We start from the raw sequence: 22020 nt of genomic DNA, 5'->3' as shown, positions 1-22020 counted from the left end.
TGGTCATCAGAAAATAAAGCTTTGCGTTTTGTGGGCTCAATATACAGCATCTGAACACGATCCCGCAAACCAGGGAATGAATCACGTGAAAATACCGGTAAACTGGTAGGAGAGCACCACATTTTTTACAAAAGTGCGCCCAATCTGCTTCCAAAACACGCTCCTTTTTTGGAAACAAATCGGACCTGCCCGTCAGGGATTAGTAAATTTAAAAGTCAATTTGTGCTTGATTCGAACAGGTTTTGATCCTATGGTTCCGGTTCCTGCCATTAGGCTGCTTATGCTTGCTATACAGCTAGACCGGAGCGAAATCAGGAAAGCCAGCGACGACATGGATCGGGAAGCGGTTCAGCGGCTGGTTGATTAGTTGAACTTCCTGATTAGCCTTCCGGATAATAGGACACTGAAGAACAGGTGGACGACCTGGCCGGTGAGGGGAACAAGGCGCGTCGTCCGTAGGCGGTTTTTCGGCATACCCGGTTTTATTCCGGTGTGGGCATCACAATGGCGACGTTGCGATTCGCCACTAGTTGAGCCAGCTTCCGAAGGCCCCATTCCTCGCTCCGCCGGTGGCCAATGGCAATAACGCCAATGCCGGTTTCTTCAACTGCTTTTTGGGCGGATTTCCGATACTGCCCCGTCAGGTACAAACCCGCGCCCCGCGCCGAAGCTTCCCGGATCAGCTCCGTATTCATGGCTCCAACAACCGCCAGGTGGCCCGGTCTGGTTTGCGTTCCCGGCAGGGCCTCTTCATACCCGCCAAACTGGACCACCACCCGATGGCACCAGCCCCGGAAGTCCAGTTCTGACGCCGGGCCCAGCATTCCGATTGGCCGGTCAGGGTAGCCCGGCATCTGTTTGTAGCCGATAACTTCCAGGCGCGGTTTGGGCTTTCCGGCCAGGTTGAGGGCTTCTGCCAGCCACCGGTTATACCCTAGCGTCAGGTGTTCATCGAACGGAAGATGGTGATACAGAACCGCCGTATTCGGTGGAAGGAAAGAGAGGTCGAGCCGCCAAGGGCGGTGTAGCCAGAGGGTATCGATGCGGTGGGTAACGAGCCATTGCGGAAGTCCGGGCCAGGGTTCGAGTGCCAGTCCCACACGCTGAACGGGGTGGCCTGACTGGCCTGGGGTGGACTGGTGGAACAGACCTCCCTGCTCCGCGGGTGGATAAAGGGACGTATTGAAAATCTCCGCCAGAAACTGTACGAATTCCGTTAAAATCACCTTTCAAGCTAAACTAAAACCGCTTATGAGTACGTTGTGCCGTGGCAACCAGCCCCCTGAGTTGACAAAACTGATGTCATCCTCCGCTGGTAGGTAGCAAACGGGTCGTATTTCTGGTTGATCATACCAGTTCCCGGGCGGCACTGACCCGGAAAACCGGCGTTTCTTCAGAGCGCGAAGCCACGATCAGTTCGGTGCTATTGAGGTGCGGGAGGAATAAATCCCGGACCAACTGCGGACAGTTATTGTCTTTCGATAAATGCGACAACAGCACGTGACTCATGAAAGCCGGTTTGTACTCTTTAAACAGGTTGAGAGCCTGTTGATTGGATAAATGGCCCTTGCCGCCCCGAATGCGCTGTTTCAGGAAATAAGGATACCGGCCCCGTTCCAGCATATCTTCGTCATAGTTGGCCTCCAGAAAAGCCGCATGGCACTGGCTAAAGTGGTGGATCAGCTGCTCGCAGGCAACGCCAATGTCCGTAAATACGCCCACGTTGGTGTCCTGACAGGTGATCATAAAACTGTGCGGGTCGGCAGCATCGTGGAATTTGGGAAAAGCCGTGATGCACAGGTTGCCAATCCAGACCGGTATGCCCCCGAAAAACGGGTTGACGGGAACACTCTCAAGCGATAACCGGGAGTTTTTCAGAGTTTTGACGGTAATGTAAACCGGCAATTTATACTTCGAGGCCAGTTGGGAGAGGCCGCTGATGTGATCGGTATGCTCGTGGGAAATAAAGATGGCCTTCACCGTCCGGATCGACAGGCCCAGCCGCAGGAGCCGCGTTTCGGCCTGACGGCAGGAAATGCCGGCATCGATCAAAACGGCTTCCTGCTCGTTGCCGACGTAATAACAATTTCCGTTGCTGCCAGAATTCAGGGAGGAGATAAACAGGGACATAGATCAGTAAAGTTAGCAAAACCGCTTATCACCTCAATGCAATCAACGGGTAGAGGTACCAGTTTCCACCGGTTTTTGAAAAAAGGACGGCTATGGGGTGTTCCGGGTTACGTCAGACTCTGATGCCTCTCTAGGTGTTCCAGATGAACAAGGGCTTTTTTGTAGCAAGTCTGATACCGGTTAAGCAATTGAAGGTATTTGCGCTGCATTGACTCATAATGTTCCAATCCCAGACCCGACGCACGGCGCTGATTAACCTTTGTCATCGCCTTGGTGTTGCAGGCCAGGTTTCTGTAAACCCGCGCTATCTGTTTTTCGTAATAGGTGATCAGCTGCCGGTCCCATTCTTTAAACTGGCTATTCTTCTCCGCTTGCCTTTGTTCCGGTTTGATGGCCAGAACGTCTTCCCATTCCTTCTGTAGATTTTGGAGGTGCGGGCTAATGGACTGCCCGTCAAAACTGCGAACGGGGAGATTCAGAAACGAACCTCCGTCGTTCAGGGTCGCTTCCGATAGCTTTAAACCGGCCGCTACATAATTTGATAAGATGTCAAAGGCCACCTCGTAATTATCCGGGAAGCAAACCAAGTTCTTCCATTCAACGCCTTTTCTTGTTCCGTTTATGATAAGTACCATTCTTCAGAAATGTGGATGAAGGTGGATTTTCTTCAATTAATAATTAAAGCTATTATTTTGCTTTTACAGTCGCAACTAAAAAAAGCAATACCAGCATTCGCAGGAGTCTTTTTGGTCTGAATGATGGTAAAGTGGGCAAGTATACTTAATAACTATTCCGGGTTGGCAAATTTCACTAAATAAATAGTTTGTCCACTTTCTGTCTACTTTATTAAGCAAAATTAATCGGTTGGGCTTCAGAAAGCCAGCCCTAAAAACAAATCCCGGCCAAAAAGGCCGGGATGTCCCACTTACCAATCTCTATTAATTAAAAGGAAATACAAGTGCATTCCTTCATCTATAAGAGGGGCCTAAGTAGAAATTATCACCTTTTTTTGGGGATATTTTTTTAATTATTTTTTATCTTACTCATTGTCAGGGAGTAATAAACACGCTCTAAATCTGTATTTAAAGTGACAGACCACCGGATCGGTTAGTCCGGCTTCGCCCGTTCAGACTTCGCCTTCACAACGGTGACGGTTGCCGAATGGGCTGTTGGATTAACCGGACCGTCCTCAATTTCACCAAGTGACAGGGCTTCCCGTGGCCCGAGGGCCTTGTCGATTGTCGTTTTTGAGGAGCTGATCTTGTGGTATTTGCTGTCAAAATAATCAAACCGCACCTCGATTTGCCGGTATAAATACGTTTCGGATGTGTTGGTCAGGGTAAACCAATGCCGGTTTGTCGGTTTTTCCTGCGGGTTGGCAACCTCGCTCTTTTTCCAGATCATCCGGTCGATCAACAGATCGCGATAGGCGTTGGGTTGGTCTTTTTCATCATTTTTACTTGGCTGACAGGCAACAGCCGTTAGCAGAAAACACAAATAAAGTCGTTTCATACGAATCAGAGTCGATGGATTGGCGTTCAGCTTCGGCAGTCGGCTGAACAGGAAAGTCAACCGGTACACGGTCGTGCGGATAGGTACCGATAGAATGGACGCAATAATGGCCAATTTTCGGAAAAACTACAAAGCCCGGCTGCAAATGCAACCGGGCTTTATGTGGATTATCTATCGCATTATATAGTGAACTCAATCAAATATAGGGTGATAAATTTTAAAATAAGGGGAGATTTTGACGTATGAACTGCGATTTTTTGTAATTAGTGGAATAAATGCCTGATACCCATACTAGAAAATCGCACCCGGAGCGGCACCTGGATTTTTGAATTGGCGAACAAAATCCCGGTATAAACCAGTTTAGGAGAGTATGCGCTATAACCTCACCGAGTTGATTGCCCAGGGCGAAGGAACCCGGCTCGAGTTTAAATCAACCATCCACACCGCCTATCGCATTGCGCGCACCCTGACCGCTTTTTCCAATACGTCGGGGGGCTTGCTCATCATCGGGGTGTCGGACGATGGGCGGGTGTCGGGAGTCGAATCGGAATTGTACGAAATGCAAAAGATTGAAAAAGCCACCGATTTTCTGATCGATCCGGCAATTTCGGTGAGCTACGAAGTGATCGACCAGGTGGGGCGGCAAGTCATTCTGATCGAAGTGGCGGAAAGTGACCTGAAACCGCATTATGCCATCGACGAAAAAGGGAAGCGTACGATTTATGTCCGGACCAAAGATAAATCGGTTCCGACGAACAAACTGATTCTGAATAACCAGACCACGCCCGATGGTCAGCTGTTGCAATCATCGAATGTCCGCAATTTGATTCAGACGCTGCGCAAAGCCGACTCCATTACCGCCAAGCAATACGCCCAACTGGTCAACATTTCCGAATACCGGGCCAGCAAATTGCTCCACCAACTCACTCAGCAGGGGTTGCTGTTGATGGTTGACAAGCCCCGGCCCGTGCGATTTTCGTTGAAAATTACGGAATGACGTACGCCGGCCTTGGGTCCGTGAGTGCCTGGTCCGTTGAGGTGGAAGCCTTTTAGTACGAATCGCCCGGCCTAAAGTCCGACGGTCCGTGTATCTTTGCCCCCGAAAAACCGCATCATCCCCGAATGGCTGTCGATAAACAAACGATCACTGATTTTTTTACCGGATTACAGGACCGGATCTGCCAGGCCCTCGAACAGACCGATGGAAGCGGGCGTTTCCACGAAGACCTTTGGGAACGTGCCGAGGGTGGGGGAGGCCGTACGCGAATTATCCAGAACGGCGCCGTGATTGAAAAAGGCGGGGTGCTTTTTTCGGCCGTTCATGGCCCGGCTTCCGAGATGGTGCTCAAGCAGATGAATACGACGCAACCCGCTGATTTCTACGCCACGGGGGTGTCCATCGTCATTCACCCGCGCAGCCCGATGGTACCGATCATCCACATGAACGTCCGGTATTTTGAACTCAGTACGGGCGAGTGCTGGTTTGGGGGCGGTATCGACCTGACTCCGCATTACGTCGATGCCGACGATGCCCGCTGGTTTCATGAGCAGTTAAAAACCGCCTGCGACCGGCATGATTCCGGCTATTATTCCAGCTACAAAGCCTGGGCTGACGACTATTTTTTCATTCGCCACCGGTCGGAAACCCGCGGTATTGGCGGTATTTTCTTCGATTACCTGCGCCCGGCTGATGACGATCACAAGGCCGCTTTGTTCGCCTTTGTTCAGGAAATCGGCAACTCTTTCGCGCCCATTTACACGCATTTCATGCGGAAAAACCGGGATCTGCCTTTTGGCGAAACCGAGAAAACGTGGCAAATGCTGCGCCGGGGAAGGTATGTGGAGTTTAATCTGGTTTGGGATCGGGGTACCAAATTCGGTTTGGAAACGAACGGACGGACCGAGTCCATTCTGATGAGTATGCCTCCGCAAGCCAACTGGGTGTATGACTACCAGCCCGAACCGGGTAGTCGGGAAGCGGAAACGCTGCGCTCGCTGAAAAAAGGAATTGATTGGGTCTGAAAACTATGAATCCAGACTACCTCGCCCGGCTTCAACGGTATATGAACGGTATCATCGGGCAGAAACCGGAGCAGTGGGAGCCCTTTATTTCCGCATTCGAATACGCCGAATATCCCAAAAAAAGCTTTCTGATCCGGGAAGGGGAGGTCGAAAATTACCTGTATTTTATTCTGGAAGGGGGAACGTCTTCTTTTTTTGTGAACGAAGGACGCGAAAAGTGCCTGGATTTGTGGTTTGCCGACCATTTTGTGTCGTCCTACATGTCTTTTCTAACCCGAAAACCTTCGCAGATCTTCATTCAGGCGCTCTTTCCAACCAAAACACTCCGGATTCCTCACCAGGTTTTGCAGGAATTGTATGCCAGACGGGACGAGAGCAACAAAGTCGGACGGCTGCTGGCCGAGGGGCTGTATATTGCCCGGACGCAGCGCGAAATTCAGTTTTTAAGCCAGACCGCCGAAGAGCGGTATCTGGATCTGATGCGAAAACAACCCGCTCTGATTCAGCAGCTTCCGGTCAAAACCGTTGCATCCTATTTGGGAATCCACCCGGAAAGTTTGAGCCGGATCCGCAAGCAGGTGATGCCGTGATTTCCTAACCTATGTCATTTTTACGCCGAAATTACCGTTCTACTTTTGCCATAGACCATTCGACCAAACTATGGCTTTCTTTCTGTTACTTCTATCGCTCTGGGCGGCTCTCTGGCTCATTTCCCGCTTCGCCTTCCGGCAGGAACTGGCTTCGCCGGCCAGAAAAGGCCGCATAGCCGCAGCGCTGGCTTTTACACTGATTGGAATTTCGCACCTGGTGACCCCCGAAAAAATGGAATACATGGTGGCGGGTTGGCTACCCTACGCGCATCACCTGGTGATCATCAGCGGAATGGCCGAAATAGCCGGAGGAGTGGGGCTGTTGCTGCCCCGTTTTCGGAGACTGGCGGCCTGGGGACTGATTGGGCTGCTGGTTCTGATGTTTCCTGCAAACATCCATGTGGCCCTCAACCAGTTACCTCCGCCCGGTGGTTTACCGGCTTCCCCCTGGTATGTCTGGTCACGCTTGTTGTTTCAGCCGTTGTACATCGCCTGGATTTGGTGGAGTGCGTTGCGTCAGGAAAAAGCAGCCTGAATTACCCTTCGATCCGAACACCCCGGCCGCTGGCCAGCACCTCCAGATTCCAGGCCTTGGAAAGATCGGTCTTTAAAAAACCGTGTTCAATCGTCAGCGGGCTTTCGATGTTGTTGCGGTAGAGTTGTCCGGTTCCCAGGCCCTGCGGAAGCGGGTTTTTAAATTGGGCGGTATATTGTGCAATGGCGTTCAGGCCAATGTTCGATTCGAGTGCGGAAGTAATCCACCACCCAATGCCGAGCCGGTTGGCAATTTCGATCCACTGGGTGCAATGAATGAATCCGCCTAACAGCGTGGGTTTCAGGATGATGTACTGCGGCTGGAGCTTTTTCAATAACCGCATTTTATCGACATATTCCATGTGACCGATCAGTTCTTCGTCGAGCGCAATCGGTAGGGGTGACTGGCGGCAGAGTTCCGCCATCAGCTCGGGTTGCCCCTGACGGATGGGTTGCTCGATGGAATGCAGGTCGTAAACGGCCAGCTGATGGAGTTTTTCCAGAGCCTCCGTTGGACTGAAGGCGCCGTTGGCATCGACGCGTACCGTAATCTGATCAGCGCTGAAACGGGAACGGATGGATTCGAGCAGGGCGCATTCCTGCTGAAAATCAATCGCACCAATTTTTAATTTAATGGTGGTATAACCGGCTTCGAGTTTTTCCTCGATCTGTCGGCGCATAAAATCCGGCTTTCCCATCCACACCAGCCCATTGATTGGAATTTCTTTGGCACCGGTGACAAAATCAGTGTCAAAAATCGTTCGTTGTCCGCCGTTGATGTAATCGTGCATCGCCGTCTCAAATCCAAACTGAATCGATGGCAACCGATCACTGATAAGCTGGAGAACAATCGGGATGTTCCAGTGAAAAAGCTGAAGGTCCAACTGGTTGAACAACTCGCAGGTATGGCGCAGTTGTTCGGCAAAATCGGGTCGGTCATCGATGCTCAACCCCCGTAGCGGGGCGCACTCGCCCCACCCAACCACCGACGGGTCTTCGTCGTCGCTGATGCGAATAAAATAACTGTCTTTCTGGGTTAAAATGCCTCGTGACGTTCCGGCCTCGAACGTAAAATGCAGTGTGTATTTCAAAAAATCGGCCTTGAGACTCATAGTAAGGGCGTAGAGAGGGCATTCACCATTAAAAGTAGTAATTTTGGGTGTTACTGGATATGCTTGTTAATAAATTATTACTTAAAATTTAGTGCTTACGCATTTGCTGAACCCACTGAGCTGGTTATACGGCGGTATTACTGATCTACGTAACTTTCTGTATGACAGGAATATTACCACCATATTAAGACCGCCTATCTATACCATTGGTGTAGGCAACCTGACCGTTGGTGGAACCGGCAAAACGCCACACGTCGATTACCTGGTGAGTGTGTTTAAAAAGGCCGGTCCAATCGCTACGTTGAGTCGGGGGTATGGCCGGAAGACGCGCGGCTTTCGGATTGTCACTGATGGAGATACCGCCGATTCGGTCGGGGATGAACCCCTGCTGCTGTATCGGAAACACGGGAAAATCCGCCTGCCGAATCAACCCGAGGTGATTGTCAGTGTTGGAGAAAAACGGGCCGAAGCCATTCCGAGGTTATTGCTGGCGGAGCCTGATCTCCAGCTGGTTATATTGGATGATGCTTTTCAGCACCGGGCCGTTCAGCCGCACCTGAATTTGCTGTTGATGGATTATAACCGCCCGTTTTATCGGGATCGGCCCTTTCCGGGCGGGCGGTTGCGCGAACGACGGCGCGGGGCCCAACGGGCGGATGTGGTGCTCGTCACCAAATGCCCCGATGAGCTGGATTTGGCGGAACAAAAAACGATCCGGGAACACATCCGGGCCTATGGGCGGGCAGATGTACCGGTTTTTTTTACCGCTATTCGGTACGGCCTCCCGGTGGATTTCACCACGTCGAAGCCGGACGACCGGAACGAAATACAAAAACCGGTGGTATTGGTTTCCGGAATTGCCCGACCCGAACCGTTGGAGAACTACGTCAGAAAGCATTTTTCGCTCGTGCGTCATCTGCGGTTTGCCGATCACCACCCCTACACCGCCGGTGATCTGGAACGGATTCGCCGGGCCTTGCCGCCGGGGAGCACGGTTTTGACCACTGAAAAGGATTTTGTAAAACTGGCCCCCTTGCTGGCTGAAACCGGTGCCGATAGGTCAACTTTTCAGTACTTGCCGATTGAGGTGAACTTTCTGGACGGCGAAGAGGAGTTTCGGAAAATGGTTCTGGCGCGTAAGCACGAACGCGATTGACCCGACGACTACGCTTGTTAAAAAAACCTAATAACCGCAAAAAGTAATCACCGCGAATCAATAAATTGGCGGAATCCCAGTTCTGACACTATGACCCGACTTCATATACTTAGTTTAAGTATCCTGTTATTTTGGTTTATCAGTCCGGCTTCGGCGCAGCTGCCCACCCGAATACCGCAGTTTCCCCAGGGTGGCAACCGGACGGGCGGGCAACCCACGACGACGGGCGGAAAGGGTGCCAACGCCGGTGGGGCCATTCTCGATGACTCAACGAAAATGATTTACGGTCCTAAAACGACACGCTATTTTCTGGAAAGTGATGTATTCAACAACCGGAAAACGCTTTTTGCGATCGATACAACGCTGGAAGGAATTCATCAGGCCAACTACGTCAACCGGAACAATAATCTTTACGTCGATTTGGGGTATCTGGGCACGGCTTTGCGACCGGTCTATTACCAGACGCCCGGCATTGGTTCGCAAACGGGTCTTTCCGCCTACGGCTTATACGGCTATCAGACGCAAACCGTCCGGTATTTCGACACCCGGTCACCGTATACCAACATGGATCTGGTGCTGGGCGGACTCGGGCAAAACATCATCAATTTCGACTTTACGCAAAACGTCCACGCCCGCTGGAACCTTGGATTTAATTTACAACGGATGACGTCGGATGATCTGTTTCCCGCCCGGGTGGCCACCAATACCGGCACGCAGCGGCTGACTGAAAACTGGAATTTTGTCGTTCATACCAATTACCGTTCCCGAAACGATAAATACACGCTACTGGCCCATTACAACAACATCAACCACCGGTCGGTCGACAAGGGCGAGCTCATCGAACCATCTGACACCAGCACGGTGGCCAATACCAATCTGGAACGGAAACCCGTTTTGACGGGCGCCAAATCCCACGAAGTCCGCAACGATCTGCATCTTTATCAGCAGTATGTGCTCGATACGGCGTTTCAGATTTACAATACCATCGACTTTCGGGCCCAGAGTTACCGGTTTACAGACACCGAATTGGCGTCCGGTTTTCGGTCGGATCTGGATCGGAAGACCTTCTATCCCCGTGTTTATTTCGACACGCTGGAAACCCGTCAAACCACGCTTTTTCGACTTTTGGAGAATCAGATTGGGATAAAAGGTCAGTTTTCGACCCGGGGGTCGGCTTTCAATTACCGCGCCTGGCTCCGAAACCGGTATTATGGCTATACCAATAAATTCAATGTAGGGCGGTTTTTGCCGGATTCGAGCTTTAAAAGCAGCCGGCTCGAAACGTTTGTGGGCGGTTGGCTGGGGTATTATTTCCCGGATAGCCTGACGCGGGCAACCGCCGAAGTGGAGTATTTGGTCGGGCGGGATTTCCGGCTTCAGGGCCGCCTGGAAAGCCGGCTGCTAACGGCCGGTTACGAGAGCGTATTTGCCTCGCCAACCCTGATTCAAACCCGGTATATCAGTAATATGTACCAATGGGATCACCAGGACCGGTTGTCGTCGCGGTTTGATTTGCGCGGCACGCAGCACGCGTATGGTCAGTTGAATGTCAAGCTTGGAAAACTGGCGTTGAGTCCCGGCCTGGATTATTACCTGCTGACAAATTATATTTATTTCGATACGGCCGGGGTTCCGCAACAGCTTTCGAGTGCGTTCAGCATTCTGCGGACGAGTCTGGAATTTCGGTTCAGCGCGGGGAAGTTTACGGCCCTGGGGCAGGCGTATTATACCCTGGTTTCGAACGGCGATGTACTGCGGATTCCTACTTTACTGGGTAATCTGCGCCTGGAATATAATTTTCTGTTATTCAAGAAGTTGTACGTGCTGGCAGGGTTTCAGTTTCATTACAAATCCGCCTATTACGCCGATCAGTACATGCCACTCACGCAGCAATATCATTTGCAAAATGAAACCCGGCTGGGCGATTACATCATGGCCGAACCGTTTGCCAATTTCCGGATCAACCGGGTGCGGCTTTTTGTGAAAATGGCGAACGCCAACCAGGGTCTGTTCAATCAGTTTTATTACAGTGCACCTTATTTTCGAACCGCCAACCGGGCGATTTCGTTTGGAGTTCATTGGTTGTTATTCGACTAAATCTGACTGTGAAAACCGTACATATTCTCAACGGCGACGCCACCGCCGGGGCATTTGCCGAATCGAACCTCGTGGGCCAACCCGATCCGGCCAGCGTGGTTATCTGGCGGGAAGCCCTGTCGGAAGGACCCGTCAAGGCGGATGTGCGCTCCGTAACCGAACTTTGGGACATTCGCCGGGCCTGGCACAACGCAACGGCTGACCAGCCGGCCGATTATGATCAACTGGTGGTCCGGGAATTTGAAAAACTGGCCAATCCGGCGGATTATGACGAAATCTACCTCTGGTTCGAACACGATTTATTCTGCCAGATCAACCTCGTTTTTCTGCTGGCGCAACTGGCCCAACACCCGCTGGCAACGACTAAAATCAAACTGGTTTCGGTCGATTCTTTTCCGGGAGTGCCGTTTTTTAAGGGCATCGGCCAACTGAACAGCGCCCAACTGGCGACCCTGTTTTTACAGGCCGAAGAGCTGACACGTCAGGAACTCGATCGGGCGGTGCAGGTCTGGAATGCGTATGCCGGACCACAGCCGCTGGCGGTTCAAAACCTGCTGGATGCGGATTTCGGCCGTTTGCGGTTTCTGAGAACCGCCTTGATTCTTCATTTGCAGCGGTTTCCATTCACCGACAATAACCTGAATCTGATCGAGCACTTGCTCACCGCGTTTTTGATGGAAGGGCCCCTGCCCGAAGACCGTCTGATCGGGCGGTTTTTGCAGCAGGACCGCGTTTATGGAATCACGGATCTGAGCGTGGCGGGAACGATTCGCCAATTGAATGGCAAACTTTGGGCGTATACCGACGACGGCCTGAGTCTGACCGAAGCCGGTGCCGACGTGATTGCCGGCCGACGGGTGCTCAACCCGGTGGAACGCTGGCTGGGCGGTTTTTACCAAACCGCCGATTCGCCGTATCGATGGGACCGGGAAGAAGAGAAATTGACGGAGCGATGATCACAACCCTGGGTTTAGAACTGCCTTCTGATCCGCGCTGGGTGGACATTGCCGGAATGAACCTCGGCGCAATCCTGATCGACCACGCATTTTGCGAACAAAAAGCCGCATCGTCGTGCATTTCGCTCATTGTTCAGTATCCCGAACATCAGAAGCTGGTCGACGTGCTGACACCGGTTGTGGCCGAAGAATGGGGCCATTTTCAGCGGGTTTTGAAAGAACTGCATAAACGGAATATTCCGCTGGGACGTCCGCGCCGGGACGAATACGTTTTTCAATTGCAACAGATTCTGCGAAAACCCAGTGACCGCAACGAGCAGTTGATGGAAAAACTGCTGCTGAATGCCCTCATCGAAGCCCGGAGTGCCGAGCGATTTAAACTGCTTTCGGAAAATCTGACGGATGAAAATCTACGGAAATTCTACCGCGAACTGATGATTTCGGAAGCCGGGCATTACCGCAATTTTATCGAACTGGCGGAAGAATACCGGCCAAAAGCGCAGGTGCGGCAACGCTGGAAGGAACTGCTGGAAGCCGAAGCGCAGATTATGAAAACGCTGGAAATTCGGGGCGACCGGTTTCACTGATCGGGTTGGAAAGCCGTCATTTTTGACGTATTTTTGGCTATACATTTATCCCTAAACCCCCTGAAAGAGACTTTTGAATCGGGATGATGCCGTGTCGAGGTCGCCTTTAAGGGATGGAAGGATATTCAATCGAACAAACTGGATACTGAATTACAGCCTGTATCCAGCACCAGTCAATGTCATTTTTAAGTCAGGTTGCCACGCACATCTTCCAACGCCACGAAACGCGGATGGACAACGTGTGGGTGATTGTGCCCACCCGCCGGGCGGTTTCTACCTTTCAGCAACACCTTAGCCAACACGCCGATACGCCGTTTTTGTCGCCCCACGTCCTGGCCGTCGATGACTTTATCATGCAGAGTGCGGGCGTGCTGCTGATCGACCCGGTAAGTCTGCTGTTTGAATTATTTGAAGTCTTCAGGGAAATCGATGAATCGCTGGAATTTGGCCGTTTTCTGAACTGGGCGAGTGTTCTGCTTACCGATTTCGACCGCATCGACCAGTACATGATTTCGCCTTCGGAGCTGTTCAGTTACATGACGGCGGCCAAAGCCCTCGAACGGTGGCGACTCGAACTGCCCGACGGTCGCACGCCCAAACTCGAAACCGTCGGCACGCAGCGGTATTTCAAATTATTCGAAAATCTGCAAACCGCCTATGAAGCCCTGCACGAGCGGCTGCTGGCCAAAGGCTGGGCCTATCGCGGCATGGCGTATCGGTTGCTGGCCGATCAGATCGAGGAGTTGGTGCGTGACAATCCGGCCTACGAAAAACTGTATTTCGTGGGGTTTAACGCCCTGAGCCGGTCGGAAGAGCAGATCGTCAAAACGCTGGTGAAGGCGCAGAAAGCGGAGATGCTCTGGGACACCGACACGTATTACATGCAATCGAAACGGCAGGAAGCCGGAAAGATGCTGCGGAGTTACAAAGCCGCCGGCTGGAGCGGCCCCTGGACCTGGGAAGAAAAATTGCTCACCGACTCACCCAAACACATTCAGGTCATTGGCGTACCCAACGCCAGTATGCAGGCCAAAGTAGCCAGTCAAATCTACCAGCAACGGGCTGGTTCAGAGCCGGATACGGACACGACGGCGTTGATTCTGGGCGACGAAACGTTGTTGCTGCCGGTATTGTATTCGCTCGGCGGTTCGGTGACGGAACTGAACGTGACGATGGGGCTTTCGTTGCAGAATTCGAACCTGTTTACGCTCATCGATGCCTTGTTCGAAATGCAGCGAACGGTGGCCGCTTTTCAGAAAAAAGACGGTAGCGGCACGGTTTTTATCCCGAAATTCAATCACCGGCACGTCGTCAAAGTGCTGAATCATCCCTTTATCCGGCAGTATGAGCAAACGGGTTTATCGACATCCAGTGCCGCTTCACCCCGGATTATTCAGAAAACGATTGCGACCATTACAACTGACAACCTCGTTTATCTGGACGAAAAACAGTTGCTAGCGATGGGGGAAAACGATCCGCTGTTTCAGGTGCTGTTTCGCCGTTGGCCCGATGACAAACCGTTGGTCGTTATTCGTCAGTTTTATGCCTTGATCGACGTTCTGAAAGAAGTATATACCCGCCAGCAGGACGCGATCGAAACCGAATACCTGTATTTATTTCAGAACCTGCTGCGGCAACTGGAAACGACGCTCGAACGCGAACAACGGAATGAACTGGTGACCATCAAGAGTTTAAAGCAATTCTTGTATGAACTGATTCGCCAGACCAGCATCCCCTTCGAAAGCGAAGGGGGCAGCGCCCTGCAGGTGATGGGAATGCTCGAAACCCGGGCGCTGGACTTCGATCACCTGATTATTCTGTCGGTGAATGAAGGCATTCTGCCGCAATCGAGAAAACTCAATTCGCTCATTCCGTTCGATGCCTGCGTCGAAGTGGGACTACCGACTTATCAGGATCAGGAGTCGGTTATGTCGTACCACTTCTACCGGCTGCTGCAACGGGCGAAACAGGTTTCGCTGCTGTACGTAACGTCGGCCGACGCCTACGGCACGAGCAAGGGCGAAAAAAGCCGGTTAATACGTCAGATTGAACACGAACTGGTTCCGGCTTCCGGCGGCCGGGTGACCATTAGTTACCCTACCGTGCGCTTTGGACAGGCGGCTGATAAAAAGACCGCACTCCTGCCGTTCGATACGCTCGAAATTCCGAAAAGCGAGGCTATTCTGGCCAAGCTGCGGAACGATTTGATGGGTAAATTCAATCCGTCAAAAAACCGGGTGTTCGGCGGGATATATCCGACGTCGCTGAATAATTTCATGAGCTGCTCGCTCAAATATTACTTCAGCCGGGTGATCAACATGCCGGAAGATGACGAAGTCAGCGACGACATGGATGCGGCCGAATTTGGCCAGTGGATTCACAACACCCTGGAGGCTCTCGACCAGGAACACCGAATGATCGGGGAGGTGGTAACGACCGAGCTGGTGATTGAAAAGCTGAAGATAAAATACGAAGAAACGTTTGTCAATCGGGTCACGGAGTCGGGCATGAACCGCTTGTTGTACCGGGTTGCCGAAGACCTGATGGTGCGTTTCAACAGCTTGCAGATCGAACGATACGGGACTACGCTGGAGGTTTTGCAAACGGAAGAGGAGTGGGATACCGAACTGGAGGTCGAAACGTCTATGGGGCCGTTACGCATCCGGATTGCCGGGAAAATCGACCGGGTCGAGCGGATTCGCCAGCCGGACGGTTCGATGTTGATTCGGGTAGCCGACTACAAAACCGGGAAGATCGAAGCCCGGGATGCGGACGTCAGAACGATGGAACTCCTGTTGAGCGATGCGCAGAAAGACAAGGCGCGCCAGTTGTGGCTTTACCAGTATCTGGTCTATAAAAAGATGCTGCAAAACAAGGGATTGCAGTTTGGCAATGAATGGATCGATGGCACAACGACCAAAGTTGTCGCCGGTTTTTATTCGTTCCGAAACCTGGAAGGCGGTTTTATGGAAAACAAGCTGTATTTGGGAACGCCGGAAGAGTTCGTGAGCCAAACGGAAGGGCATCTCCGGAAAATTATTGCCGATTTGTTCGATCCTACCCAGCCTTTTCAAAAAACCAGTGATAAAAAGATCTGCGAATGGTGTGATTACCGCAAGCTGTGTGGCCGGTAACCGAAAACCGCTTTATCGTTCCATTTCTTGGGAAAGTTGAAATTTTGACAGAAATTTGCCCCCATGAGAATGGCACCAACGCTGTAAGACTCCTTTCGAATGTCGCTCTGACATCCTGCCTTTTTGGAGGCCCGTTTCCCTATTGTCTTTATCGTCAGATTACGCGCTGAATCAAGGCCGGAGCCGGTTTTTCTGCGCCGGGCTACTTGGCTTTGCACTTTTCCGGGTGCGCTGGCTGGTTCGCCCGCATCCGCACGATTCTTCAGAAGATCCTCACATTCAATTGGTTTGACTACCACTTATGAAAGACGTTTTGAATCAAAAACAAATCGACGAGTTTATCCGGGATGGTTTTGTTCGCATCGATAATGCTTTTTCCTCAGAAATTGCCCGGGAAGTACGAAACATTCTTTGGAAAGATCTGGATTGTGATCCGGATGATTCTGCAACCTGGACTAAACCGGTGATCCGGCTGGGCATGTATTCGCAGGAGCCTTTTGTGCAGGCCGCCAATACGGCCCTTCTCCATCGGGCTTTTGACCAGCTGGTTGGTCGGGGAAGGTGGATTCCCTGTAGGAGTCTGGGCACTTTTCCGGTTCGTTTTCCGTCAAAAGAAGATACGGGCGATACGGGCTGGCACGTAGACGCCGGTTTTCCGGGCAGTGATCCGTCCAACTATTGGGAGTGGCGGATCAATGTACGGTCGAGAGGCCGGGCTTTGCTTATGTTGTTCCTTTTTTCGGATTGTGGTGAACAAGACGCCCCGACCAGAATTTCCGTAGGATCGCATCGGGACGTGGCGCGGCTATTGAAACCGGCCGGTGAAGCCGGTCTTTCATTCATGGAAATGGCCCAGCAACTGGCGGGGTTGCCAAACAGAGACGTGACGATGGCAACGGGCAAGGCCGGTACGGTTTATCTGTGCCACCCTTTTCTGGTTCATGCTGCCCAGCCCCACCACGGCAAAGAACCCCGATTTTTAGCGCAGCCGCCATTGTTTATCCGAAATGAGTTGAACCGGGAAGGCTCAGCCAGTAACCCGGCCGTCGCTGATTTTACCAGAAACGAACTCAACATTGAGGGCTCGGAAGGAGGCTACAATCCGGTCGAGGAAGCCATTCGGCGGGGTCTGCAAAATGCGGAGTAGCGCCCGTAGTTAAGGAACTTTGAACTGGCCATGGATGAACGGCAGGGATTCCGGACTGGGCGAAGCGGCCCCGATTCAGAAAAGCACCGTAGATCTGCGGTGCTTTTTTGATGACGAACCGGATCAACCGGTCTTAACCGCGTTTTTTATGAAAAATAGCCGGTTTTTCCTTCGAGGTTTCGTTGAGTAAAATCGCTTCCTGCAACAATTCCCGGATCAGGTCTTCATTTACCTGATCGGCCTGGACAATCAATGACTTGACGGTTCGGCGTCCCCGGCCTTCAAGTGCGCCCTGTTCATTGGCCAGTTCGTAGCCTCTCAGGAAGCAAATATCAACGGCGACTTCCGGACTTCGGAGGGGATTTAGGTAGCACAGATGTCCTTTATGAAAATAAAAAGGCACGCCCCAGCTAATTTTTTCCTGAACTTTTGGAGAGGCATCAAAGATTAATCGACGTATTTGGTCTAATAGGCGATGAATTTCGGGTGTTTGTCGATTAATGTATTCTTCAACTGTCATGGCTTGTTGTAATGGAGTAATTTCGGTGCTAAGTTAGCTGAAAAATCAGATTCCGACAGTAAGCTCGCAGTTTGATGTTACTTTCTCAATGGGCGCAATGCCGCGTCCGATTCAACAATTTATTTCTGTGAAAAGGTGGATTGCGATAGTATTGGTGGTGCTGGTTTTAGGAGGCATCATTTATTACAACAAATTTTACAAAAAGCAACCGGGCGGATCTGGCGGTGGCGGTCGGGGAGGTGCTCCTGCCGGACAGGCGGGCGGCAAGGGAAATAGTGGGCCAACTTCGATCAATGTTTTCGTGGTTACTTCCCAGAACCTGAAGGATGAAGTGGTGGCAACGGGCTCTCTGATTGCCGCTGAGCAAGTGGATATTTACCCCGAAATTTCAGGCCGGATCGTTCAACTGAACATTCAGGAAGGGCGCTCGGTGAGTCAGGGGACCCTTTTGGTGAAATTATACGACGGTGATTTACAGGCACAATTGCTGAAATTAAGATCACTGGAAGAAAATAACCGCCGAATTGAAGAACGGAATAAACAATTGCTGGAGCGCGGTGGTATTAGTCAACAGGAATATGATGTAATCGTTACGAATCTGAAAGGAACGCTGGCTGACATTGAGGTGACGAAGGCCGCTCTGCGCCGAACCGAAATCCGGGCACCTTTTTCTGGAACCATTGGTTTACGGAACGTGAGTCTGGGTGCGGTGGTGAGTCCTAATACGTTGATTGCCAGATTACAGCAAACCAATTCCATGAAGCTCGATTTTTCGGTTCCGGAGAAATACAGTCCTTCCGTAAAAATTGGAAGCGTTATTTCATTTCAGATCGACGGATTGGATAAAACGTTCAACGGATCGGTATACGCCATCGAGCCGGGCGTGGAGGAAGCAACCCGGAATTTGCGCATTCGGGCGCGTGTGAATAATAACTCGTCCAACTTGCGCCCCGGCACGTTTGCCAAGGTAAGTCTGGTCATCAACAACTCGCGGGCGCTGGTGGTACCAACCCAGTCGGTTATTCCGCAAACCCGTGGGAGCCAGGTCGTTGTTATTGAAAACGGAAAGGCGGTTTTCAAAGATGTTAAAATTGGATTACGGAATGCCAGTGTGGTTGAAGTTACCCAGGGGTTGCAGCAGGGTGATACCGTTGCGACAACCGGTCTGATCTTTCTACGCCCCGACTCGCCGGTTAAAATTACGAAGGTTGATAAGTTGACAGGACAAAGTCAGGCCGAAAAAGGGGCCGGGGCCGGTAACAGTGCAAGTATGTAATAACGAGCTAATCCTATGAGTTTACCTTCTTTAAGCCTTCGGCGACCCGTTTTCGCCATGGTTATGTCGATCGTCATCATTCTGTTTGGTGTCATCGGCTTTACATTTTTGGGCGTTCGCGAGTACCCGGCCATCGATCCGCCGATTATTTCGGTTCGGACCAGCTACGTCGGTGCCAACCCCGAAATCATTGAATCGCAGATTACGGAACCGATTGAAAAATCCCTCAATAGTATTGAAGGAATTCGGACGATTTCGTCGAACAGCGCCCTCGGGAGCAGCAACATCACCATTGAGTTTGAACTCGGAGCCGACCTGGAACGGGCCGCCAACGACGTTCGTGATAAAGTAGCTCAGGCGCAACGACAGCTTCCGCAGGACATCGATGCACCACCGGTGGTGAGCAAGGCCGATGCCAACTCCGATCCGATCATTTTCATGCCGATTCAGAGCACGACCCGCAATCCGATGGAGTTGTCGGATTATGCCGAGAACGTGTTGCAGGAACGCCTGCAAACCATACCGGGGGTGAGTCAGGTGATGATCTTTGGTCTGAAACGCCCCGCCATGCGGCTTTGGATCGACCCCAGCAAACTTTCGGCCTACCGCCTGACCGCTCAGGATATTCAGGATGCGTTGACCCGCCAGAACGTGGAGTTGCCGGGTGGAAAAATCTACGGAAACAATACGGAATTAACCGTTAAAGCCGCGGGCCGATTGACCACCGAGGAAGATTTTAACAACCTCATTCTTCGCCAGACGGCCAATCAGATCGTTCGTTTCAAAGACGTGGGCTATGCGGTATTGGGGCCGGAAAACGAAGAGTCGGCGGCCAAACAGAACAACGCTTCGGGCGCCATTCTGGTCATGATTCCTCAGCCCGGCGCCAACTACGTAGCCATTGCGGATGAGTTTAACAAACGGTTGGAAGATATCAAGCGGGATTTGCCGCCCGATATTAAAATTCGGAACGGAATCGACCGGACCATTTTCATCCGGAAGTCGATTGAGGAAGTGGGCGAGACCATTATTCTGGCATTCGTGCTGGTGGTCATTGTGATTTATCTCTTCTTCCGCGACTGGCTGATTTCCATCCGGCCACTGATCGATATTCCGGTATCGCTGATCGGTACCTTTTTCGTGATGTACATTTCCGGCTTTAGTATCAACGTCTTAACCCTGCTCGGGATCGTTCTGGCAACGGGTCTGGTGGTGGATGACGGGATTGTGGTAACGGAGAATATATTCAAGAAAATTGAAGGCGGTATGGAGTTGAAGCGCGCGGCCAAAGAAGGCTCGGAAGAGATTTTCTTTGCCGTTATATCAACCTCCGCCACCCTGGCCATTGTGTTTCTGCCGGTGATCTTTCTGCAGGGATTTACCGGGCGGCTTTTCCGGGAGTTTGGGGTGGTTGTGGCCAGTTCGGTCTTGATTTCCGCTTTTGTATCCCTGACGCTGACGCCCGTTCTGAGCGTAAAGCTGGTGAGCAAAGACCACGGAAAAGGGTCGTGGTTTTACCGGAAAACCGAACCTTTCTACCAGTGGCTGGATGATTCGTACCGCTCTGCACTGACTTCTTTTATGGGTCGCCGTCGCTGGGCCTTTGGTCTGGTGGCCGTCTGTATCGCCCTGATTTTCGGAATTGGGTCGACGCTGAAATCCGAGTTGGCACCGCTGGAAGACCGGGGCCGCGTCCGGATTCCGATTACCGCACCGGAAGGAACGAGTTATGAAGCCATGAGCCGGATTTCGGATCGTGTCAATCAGTTTGTACTGGACTCGATTCCGGAAATCAATTTTACCTTCAGCGTGATTGCACCCGGTAATTCGGGCGCTGGTGCCGTCAATTCGGGTTTCGTAGCCCTCAACCTGGTCGATTCCAAAGACCGGAAACGGTCGCAGCAGGACATTACCGATTACCTGAGCAAAAATTTAAAGAACTTCAGCGAAGCGCGGATGAATGCCACGCAGGAGCAAACCATTCAGGTGGGACGCGGTGGTGGTGGCGGTGGCGGTGGTCTGCCGGTGCAGTTTGTGATTCAGAACCTGAGTTTTGAGAAATTACAGAAGAACCTGCCGAAGTTTATGGATGAGGTCCAGAAGGATCCGACTTTTCAGGGTTTTGATGTCGACTTGAAATTCAATAAGCCGGAACTGAACATCACCATCGATCGGGAGAAAGCCACGAGCCTGGGGGTGTCGGTTCAGGATGTGGCCCAGACGCTTCAACTGGCTTTGAGCAACCGGCGTCTGGCGTATTTCCTCATGAACGGAAAACAGTATCAGGTGATCGGTCAGGTATCGCGCGATGATCGTGATGAACCCGTCGATCTGGCGTCTTTCTACGTCCGCAACAATGTGGGTGATCTGGTTCAGTTGGATAACCTGGTGAAGTTTGCCGAAGTATCCAGTCCGCCCCAGGTGTACCACTACAACCGGTTTAAAGCGGCAACCGTATCGGCGGGTCTGGCTCCGGGCAAAACCATTGGCGACGGTGTGGAAGCCATGCAGGCCATTGCTGCCCGTACCCTCGACGACACGTTCCAGACGGCCCTGGCCGGTTCATCGCGGGATTATGCCGAGGGTTCATCGAATACGATGTTTGCTTTCGTGTTGGCGCTGGTCTTGATTTACCTGATTCTGGCCGCTCAGTTTGAAAGCTTTACCGATCCGTTTATCATTATGCTGACCGTTCCGCTGGCCATTGCCGGTGCCATTGTGTCACTCTGGATGTTTAATCAGACGCTCAATATTTTCTCGCAGATTGGCATCATCATGCTGGTTGGCCTGGTGACGAAAAACGGGATTCTGATCGTGGAATTCGCCAACGAGAAACGAAAAGAAGGGCTGAACAAAGTAGAAGCCGCCATCGAAGCTTCGGCGCTGCGTCTCCGGCCGATTCTGATGACCAGTCTGGTAACGGCTTTTGGAGCCTTACCAATCGCCATGGGACTTGGGGCGGCTGCCAAAAGCCGTATCCCGCTCGGGGTTGTAATTGTGGGCGGTATCATGTTTTCCCTGGCGCTGACGCTCTTTGTCATTCCGGCCATGTATTCGTTCATGTCGCGCTTTAAAGCCGTCGACAATTCGGCCTACGAAGATCATCCGCTCCAGCCACTGCCGGAACCCGAAAAACCGGTCAGGCGCAAAAGCGAAGAATTACACGAAGAAGAAGTTTAAGAACAACAAAACCGGCTTTAAGGCCGGTTTTGTTGTTAAAATGAGGGCGTCCGGTTTCGCTGACGCT

18 protein-coding genes are annotated in these 22020 nt (G+C 51.8%); 12 read left to right on the top strand and 6 right to left on the bottom strand.

Features of this window, described 5'->3' with window-relative positions; all coding sequences use genetic code 11:
- Positions 1–482: 482 nt before the first annotated feature.
- From EHT87_RS14985 to EHT87_RS14970, 4 genes are all read right to left on the bottom strand, one after another.
- Complete coding sequence (locus tag EHT87_RS14985; protein WP_124907464.1) at positions 483–1226, bottom strand: Nif3-like dinuclear metal center hexameric protein; 744 nt, start codon at positions 1224–1226, stop codon at positions 483–485.
- Between the two features lie 121 nt (positions 1227–1347).
- Complete coding sequence (locus EHT87_RS14980; RefSeq protein ID WP_124907463.1) at positions 1348–2130, bottom strand: MBL fold metallo-hydrolase; 783 nt, start codon at positions 2128–2130, stop codon at positions 1348–1350.
- A 107-nt stretch (positions 2131–2237) separates the two neighbouring features.
- Positions 2238–2765, bottom strand: coding sequence for a hypothetical protein (locus tag EHT87_RS14975; protein WP_124907462.1), 528 nt, complete (start codon positions 2763–2765; stop codon positions 2238–2240).
- 472 nt (positions 2766–3237) lie between these two features.
- Positions 3238–3642, bottom strand: a complete 405-nt coding sequence (locus EHT87_RS14970; RefSeq protein WP_124907461.1) for a hypothetical protein — start codon at positions 3640–3642, stop codon at positions 3238–3240.
- A gap of 370 nt (positions 3643–4012) precedes the next feature.
- Between EHT87_RS14970 and EHT87_RS14965 the strand changes: the two genes are divergently transcribed.
- From EHT87_RS14965 to EHT87_RS14950, 4 genes are all read left to right on the top strand, one after another.
- Complete coding sequence (locus tag EHT87_RS14965; RefSeq protein ID WP_124907460.1) at positions 4013–4639, top strand: AlbA family DNA-binding domain-containing protein; 627 nt, start codon at positions 4013–4015, stop codon at positions 4637–4639.
- Positions 4640–4764: 125 nt separating this feature from the next.
- Positions 4765–5664, top strand: a complete 900-nt coding sequence (gene hemF, locus EHT87_RS14960; RefSeq protein WP_124907459.1) for an oxygen-dependent coproporphyrinogen oxidase — start codon at positions 4765–4767, stop codon at positions 5662–5664.
- A 5-nt stretch (positions 5665–5669) separates the two neighbouring features.
- Positions 5670–6254 carry a Crp/Fnr family transcriptional regulator gene (locus EHT87_RS14955; RefSeq protein WP_124907458.1) on the top strand — a complete coding sequence of 195 codons (585 nt, stop codon included), beginning with the start codon at positions 5670–5672 and terminating at the stop codon, positions 6252–6254.
- 70 nt (positions 6255–6324) lie between these two features.
- Positions 6325–6789: a DoxX family protein gene (locus EHT87_RS14950; protein ID WP_124907457.1), complete on the top strand. Its 465-nt coding sequence runs from the start codon at positions 6325–6327 to the stop codon at positions 6787–6789.
- A gap of 1 nt (position 6790) precedes the next feature.
- Here the strand turns inward: EHT87_RS14950 and menC are convergent, their stop codons facing one another.
- Complete coding sequence (menC, locus tag EHT87_RS14945) at positions 6791–7900, bottom strand: o-succinylbenzoate synthase (protein WP_124907456.1); 1110 nt, start codon at positions 7898–7900, stop codon at positions 6791–6793.
- A gap of 103 nt (positions 7901–8003) precedes the next feature.
- Here menC and lpxK point away from each other — a divergent pair, with 103 nt between their 5' ends.
- From lpxK to EHT87_RS14915, 6 genes are all read left to right on the top strand, one after another.
- The gene (gene lpxK / locus EHT87_RS14940; protein WP_229321113.1) at positions 8004–9056 is read left to right on the top strand and encodes a tetraacyldisaccharide 4'-kinase; all 1053 of its coding nucleotides are present in this window, start codon (positions 8004–8006) and stop codon (positions 9054–9056) included.
- A 90-nt stretch (positions 9057–9146) separates the two neighbouring features.
- Positions 9147–11153: a putative porin gene (locus EHT87_RS14935; protein WP_124907454.1), complete on the top strand. Its 2007-nt coding sequence runs from the start codon at positions 9147–9149 to the stop codon at positions 11151–11153.
- An 8-nt stretch (positions 11154–11161) separates the two neighbouring features.
- Entirely contained in the window at positions 11162–12109 is a 948-nt protein-coding gene (locus EHT87_RS14930) for a DUF1835 domain-containing protein (RefSeq protein WP_185716234.1), read from the top strand.
- Entirely contained in the window at positions 12106–12696 is a 591-nt protein-coding gene (locus EHT87_RS14925; RefSeq protein ID WP_124907452.1) for a MiaE family protein, read from the top strand. The genes EHT87_RS14930 and EHT87_RS14925 overlap by 4 nt, the downstream gene beginning before the upstream one ends.
- A gap of 176 nt (positions 12697–12872) precedes the next feature.
- Positions 12873–15830 (top strand): PD-(D/E)XK nuclease family protein, encoded by a 2958-nt coding sequence (locus EHT87_RS14920; RefSeq protein ID WP_124907451.1) that lies wholly within the window; start codon positions 12873–12875, stop codon positions 15828–15830.
- A 301-nt stretch (positions 15831–16131) separates the two neighbouring features.
- Positions 16132–16977 carry a phytanoyl-CoA dioxygenase family protein gene (locus tag EHT87_RS14915; RefSeq protein WP_124907450.1) on the top strand — a complete coding sequence of 282 codons (846 nt, stop codon included), beginning with the start codon at positions 16132–16134 and terminating at the stop codon, positions 16975–16977.
- A 133-nt stretch (positions 16978–17110) separates the two neighbouring features.
- On the opposite strand, the gene EHT87_RS14910 is transcribed toward EHT87_RS14915, so the two are convergent.
- Positions 17111–17497 carry a DUF1801 domain-containing protein gene (locus tag EHT87_RS14910; RefSeq protein ID WP_124907449.1) on the bottom strand — a complete coding sequence of 129 codons (387 nt, stop codon included), beginning with the start codon at positions 17495–17497 and terminating at the stop codon, positions 17111–17113.
- Positions 17498–17624: 127 nt separating this feature from the next.
- Between EHT87_RS14910 and EHT87_RS14905 the strand changes: the two genes are divergently transcribed.
- On the top strand, positions 17625–18773 hold the full coding sequence (locus tag EHT87_RS14905; RefSeq protein WP_124907448.1) for an efflux RND transporter periplasmic adaptor subunit: 1149 nt from the start codon (positions 17625–17627) through the stop codon (positions 18771–18773).
- 15 nt (positions 18774–18788) lie between these two features.
- Positions 18789–21953, top strand: coding sequence for an efflux RND transporter permease subunit (locus EHT87_RS14900; protein WP_124907447.1), 3165 nt, complete (start codon positions 18789–18791; stop codon positions 21951–21953).
- The last annotated feature ends 67 nt before the right edge of the window (positions 21954–22020 follow it).

The organism is Larkinella knui, assembly GCF_003858645.1.
Taxonomy (GTDB): domain Bacteria; phylum Bacteroidota; class Bacteroidia; order Cytophagales; family Spirosomataceae; genus Larkinella; species Larkinella knui.
The sequence above is the reverse complement of the archived record's forward strand: the minus strand, read 5'-3'. Positions and strand labels throughout refer to the sequence as shown.

Bases quoted from the DNA above. Each gene is read 5' to 3' on its own strand.
- EHT87_RS14915 (WP_124907450.1), top strand. From the start codon at position 16,132: ATGAAAGACGTTTTGAATCAAAAACAAATCGACGAGTTTATCCGGGAT.
- EHT87_RS14970 (WP_124907461.1), bottom strand. From the start codon at position 3,642: ATGAAACGACTTTATTTGTGTTTTCTGCTAACGGCTGTTGCCTGTCAG.
- EHT87_RS14955 (WP_124907458.1), top strand. From the start codon at position 5,670: ATGAATCCAGACTACCTCGCCCGGCTTCAACGGTATATGAACGGTATC.
- menC (WP_124907456.1), bottom strand. From the start codon at position 7,900: ATGAGTCTCAAGGCCGATTTTTTGAAATACACACTGCATTTTACGTTC.
- EHT87_RS14920 (WP_124907451.1), top strand. From the start codon at position 12,873: ATGTCATTTTTAAGTCAGGTTGCCACGCACATCTTCCAACGCCACGAA.
- EHT87_RS14935 (WP_124907454.1), top strand. From the start codon at position 9,147: ATGACCCGACTTCATATACTTAGTTTAAGTATCCTGTTATTTTGGTTT.
- EHT87_RS14900 (WP_124907447.1), top strand. From the start codon at position 18,789: ATGAGTTTACCTTCTTTAAGCCTTCGGCGACCCGTTTTCGCCATGGTT.
- EHT87_RS14910 (WP_124907449.1), bottom strand. From the start codon at position 17,497: ATGACAGTTGAAGAATACATTAATCGACAAACACCCGAAATTCATCGC.
- EHT87_RS14975 (WP_124907462.1), bottom strand. From the start codon at position 2,765: ATGGTACTTATCATAAACGGAACAAGAAAAGGCGTTGAATGGAAGAAC.
- hemF (WP_124907459.1), top strand. From the start codon at position 4,765: ATGGCTGTCGATAAACAAACGATCACTGATTTTTTTACCGGATTACAG.
- EHT87_RS14980 (WP_124907463.1), bottom strand. From the start codon at position 2,130: ATGTCCCTGTTTATCTCCTCCCTGAATTCTGGCAGCAACGGAAATTGT.
- EHT87_RS14950 (WP_124907457.1), top strand. From the start codon at position 6,325: ATGGCTTTCTTTCTGTTACTTCTATCGCTCTGGGCGGCTCTCTGGCTC.
- EHT87_RS14925 (WP_124907452.1), top strand. From the start codon at position 12,106: ATGATCACAACCCTGGGTTTAGAACTGCCTTCTGATCCGCGCTGGGTG.
- EHT87_RS14965 (WP_124907460.1), top strand. From the start codon at position 4,013: ATGCGCTATAACCTCACCGAGTTGATTGCCCAGGGCGAAGGAACCCGG.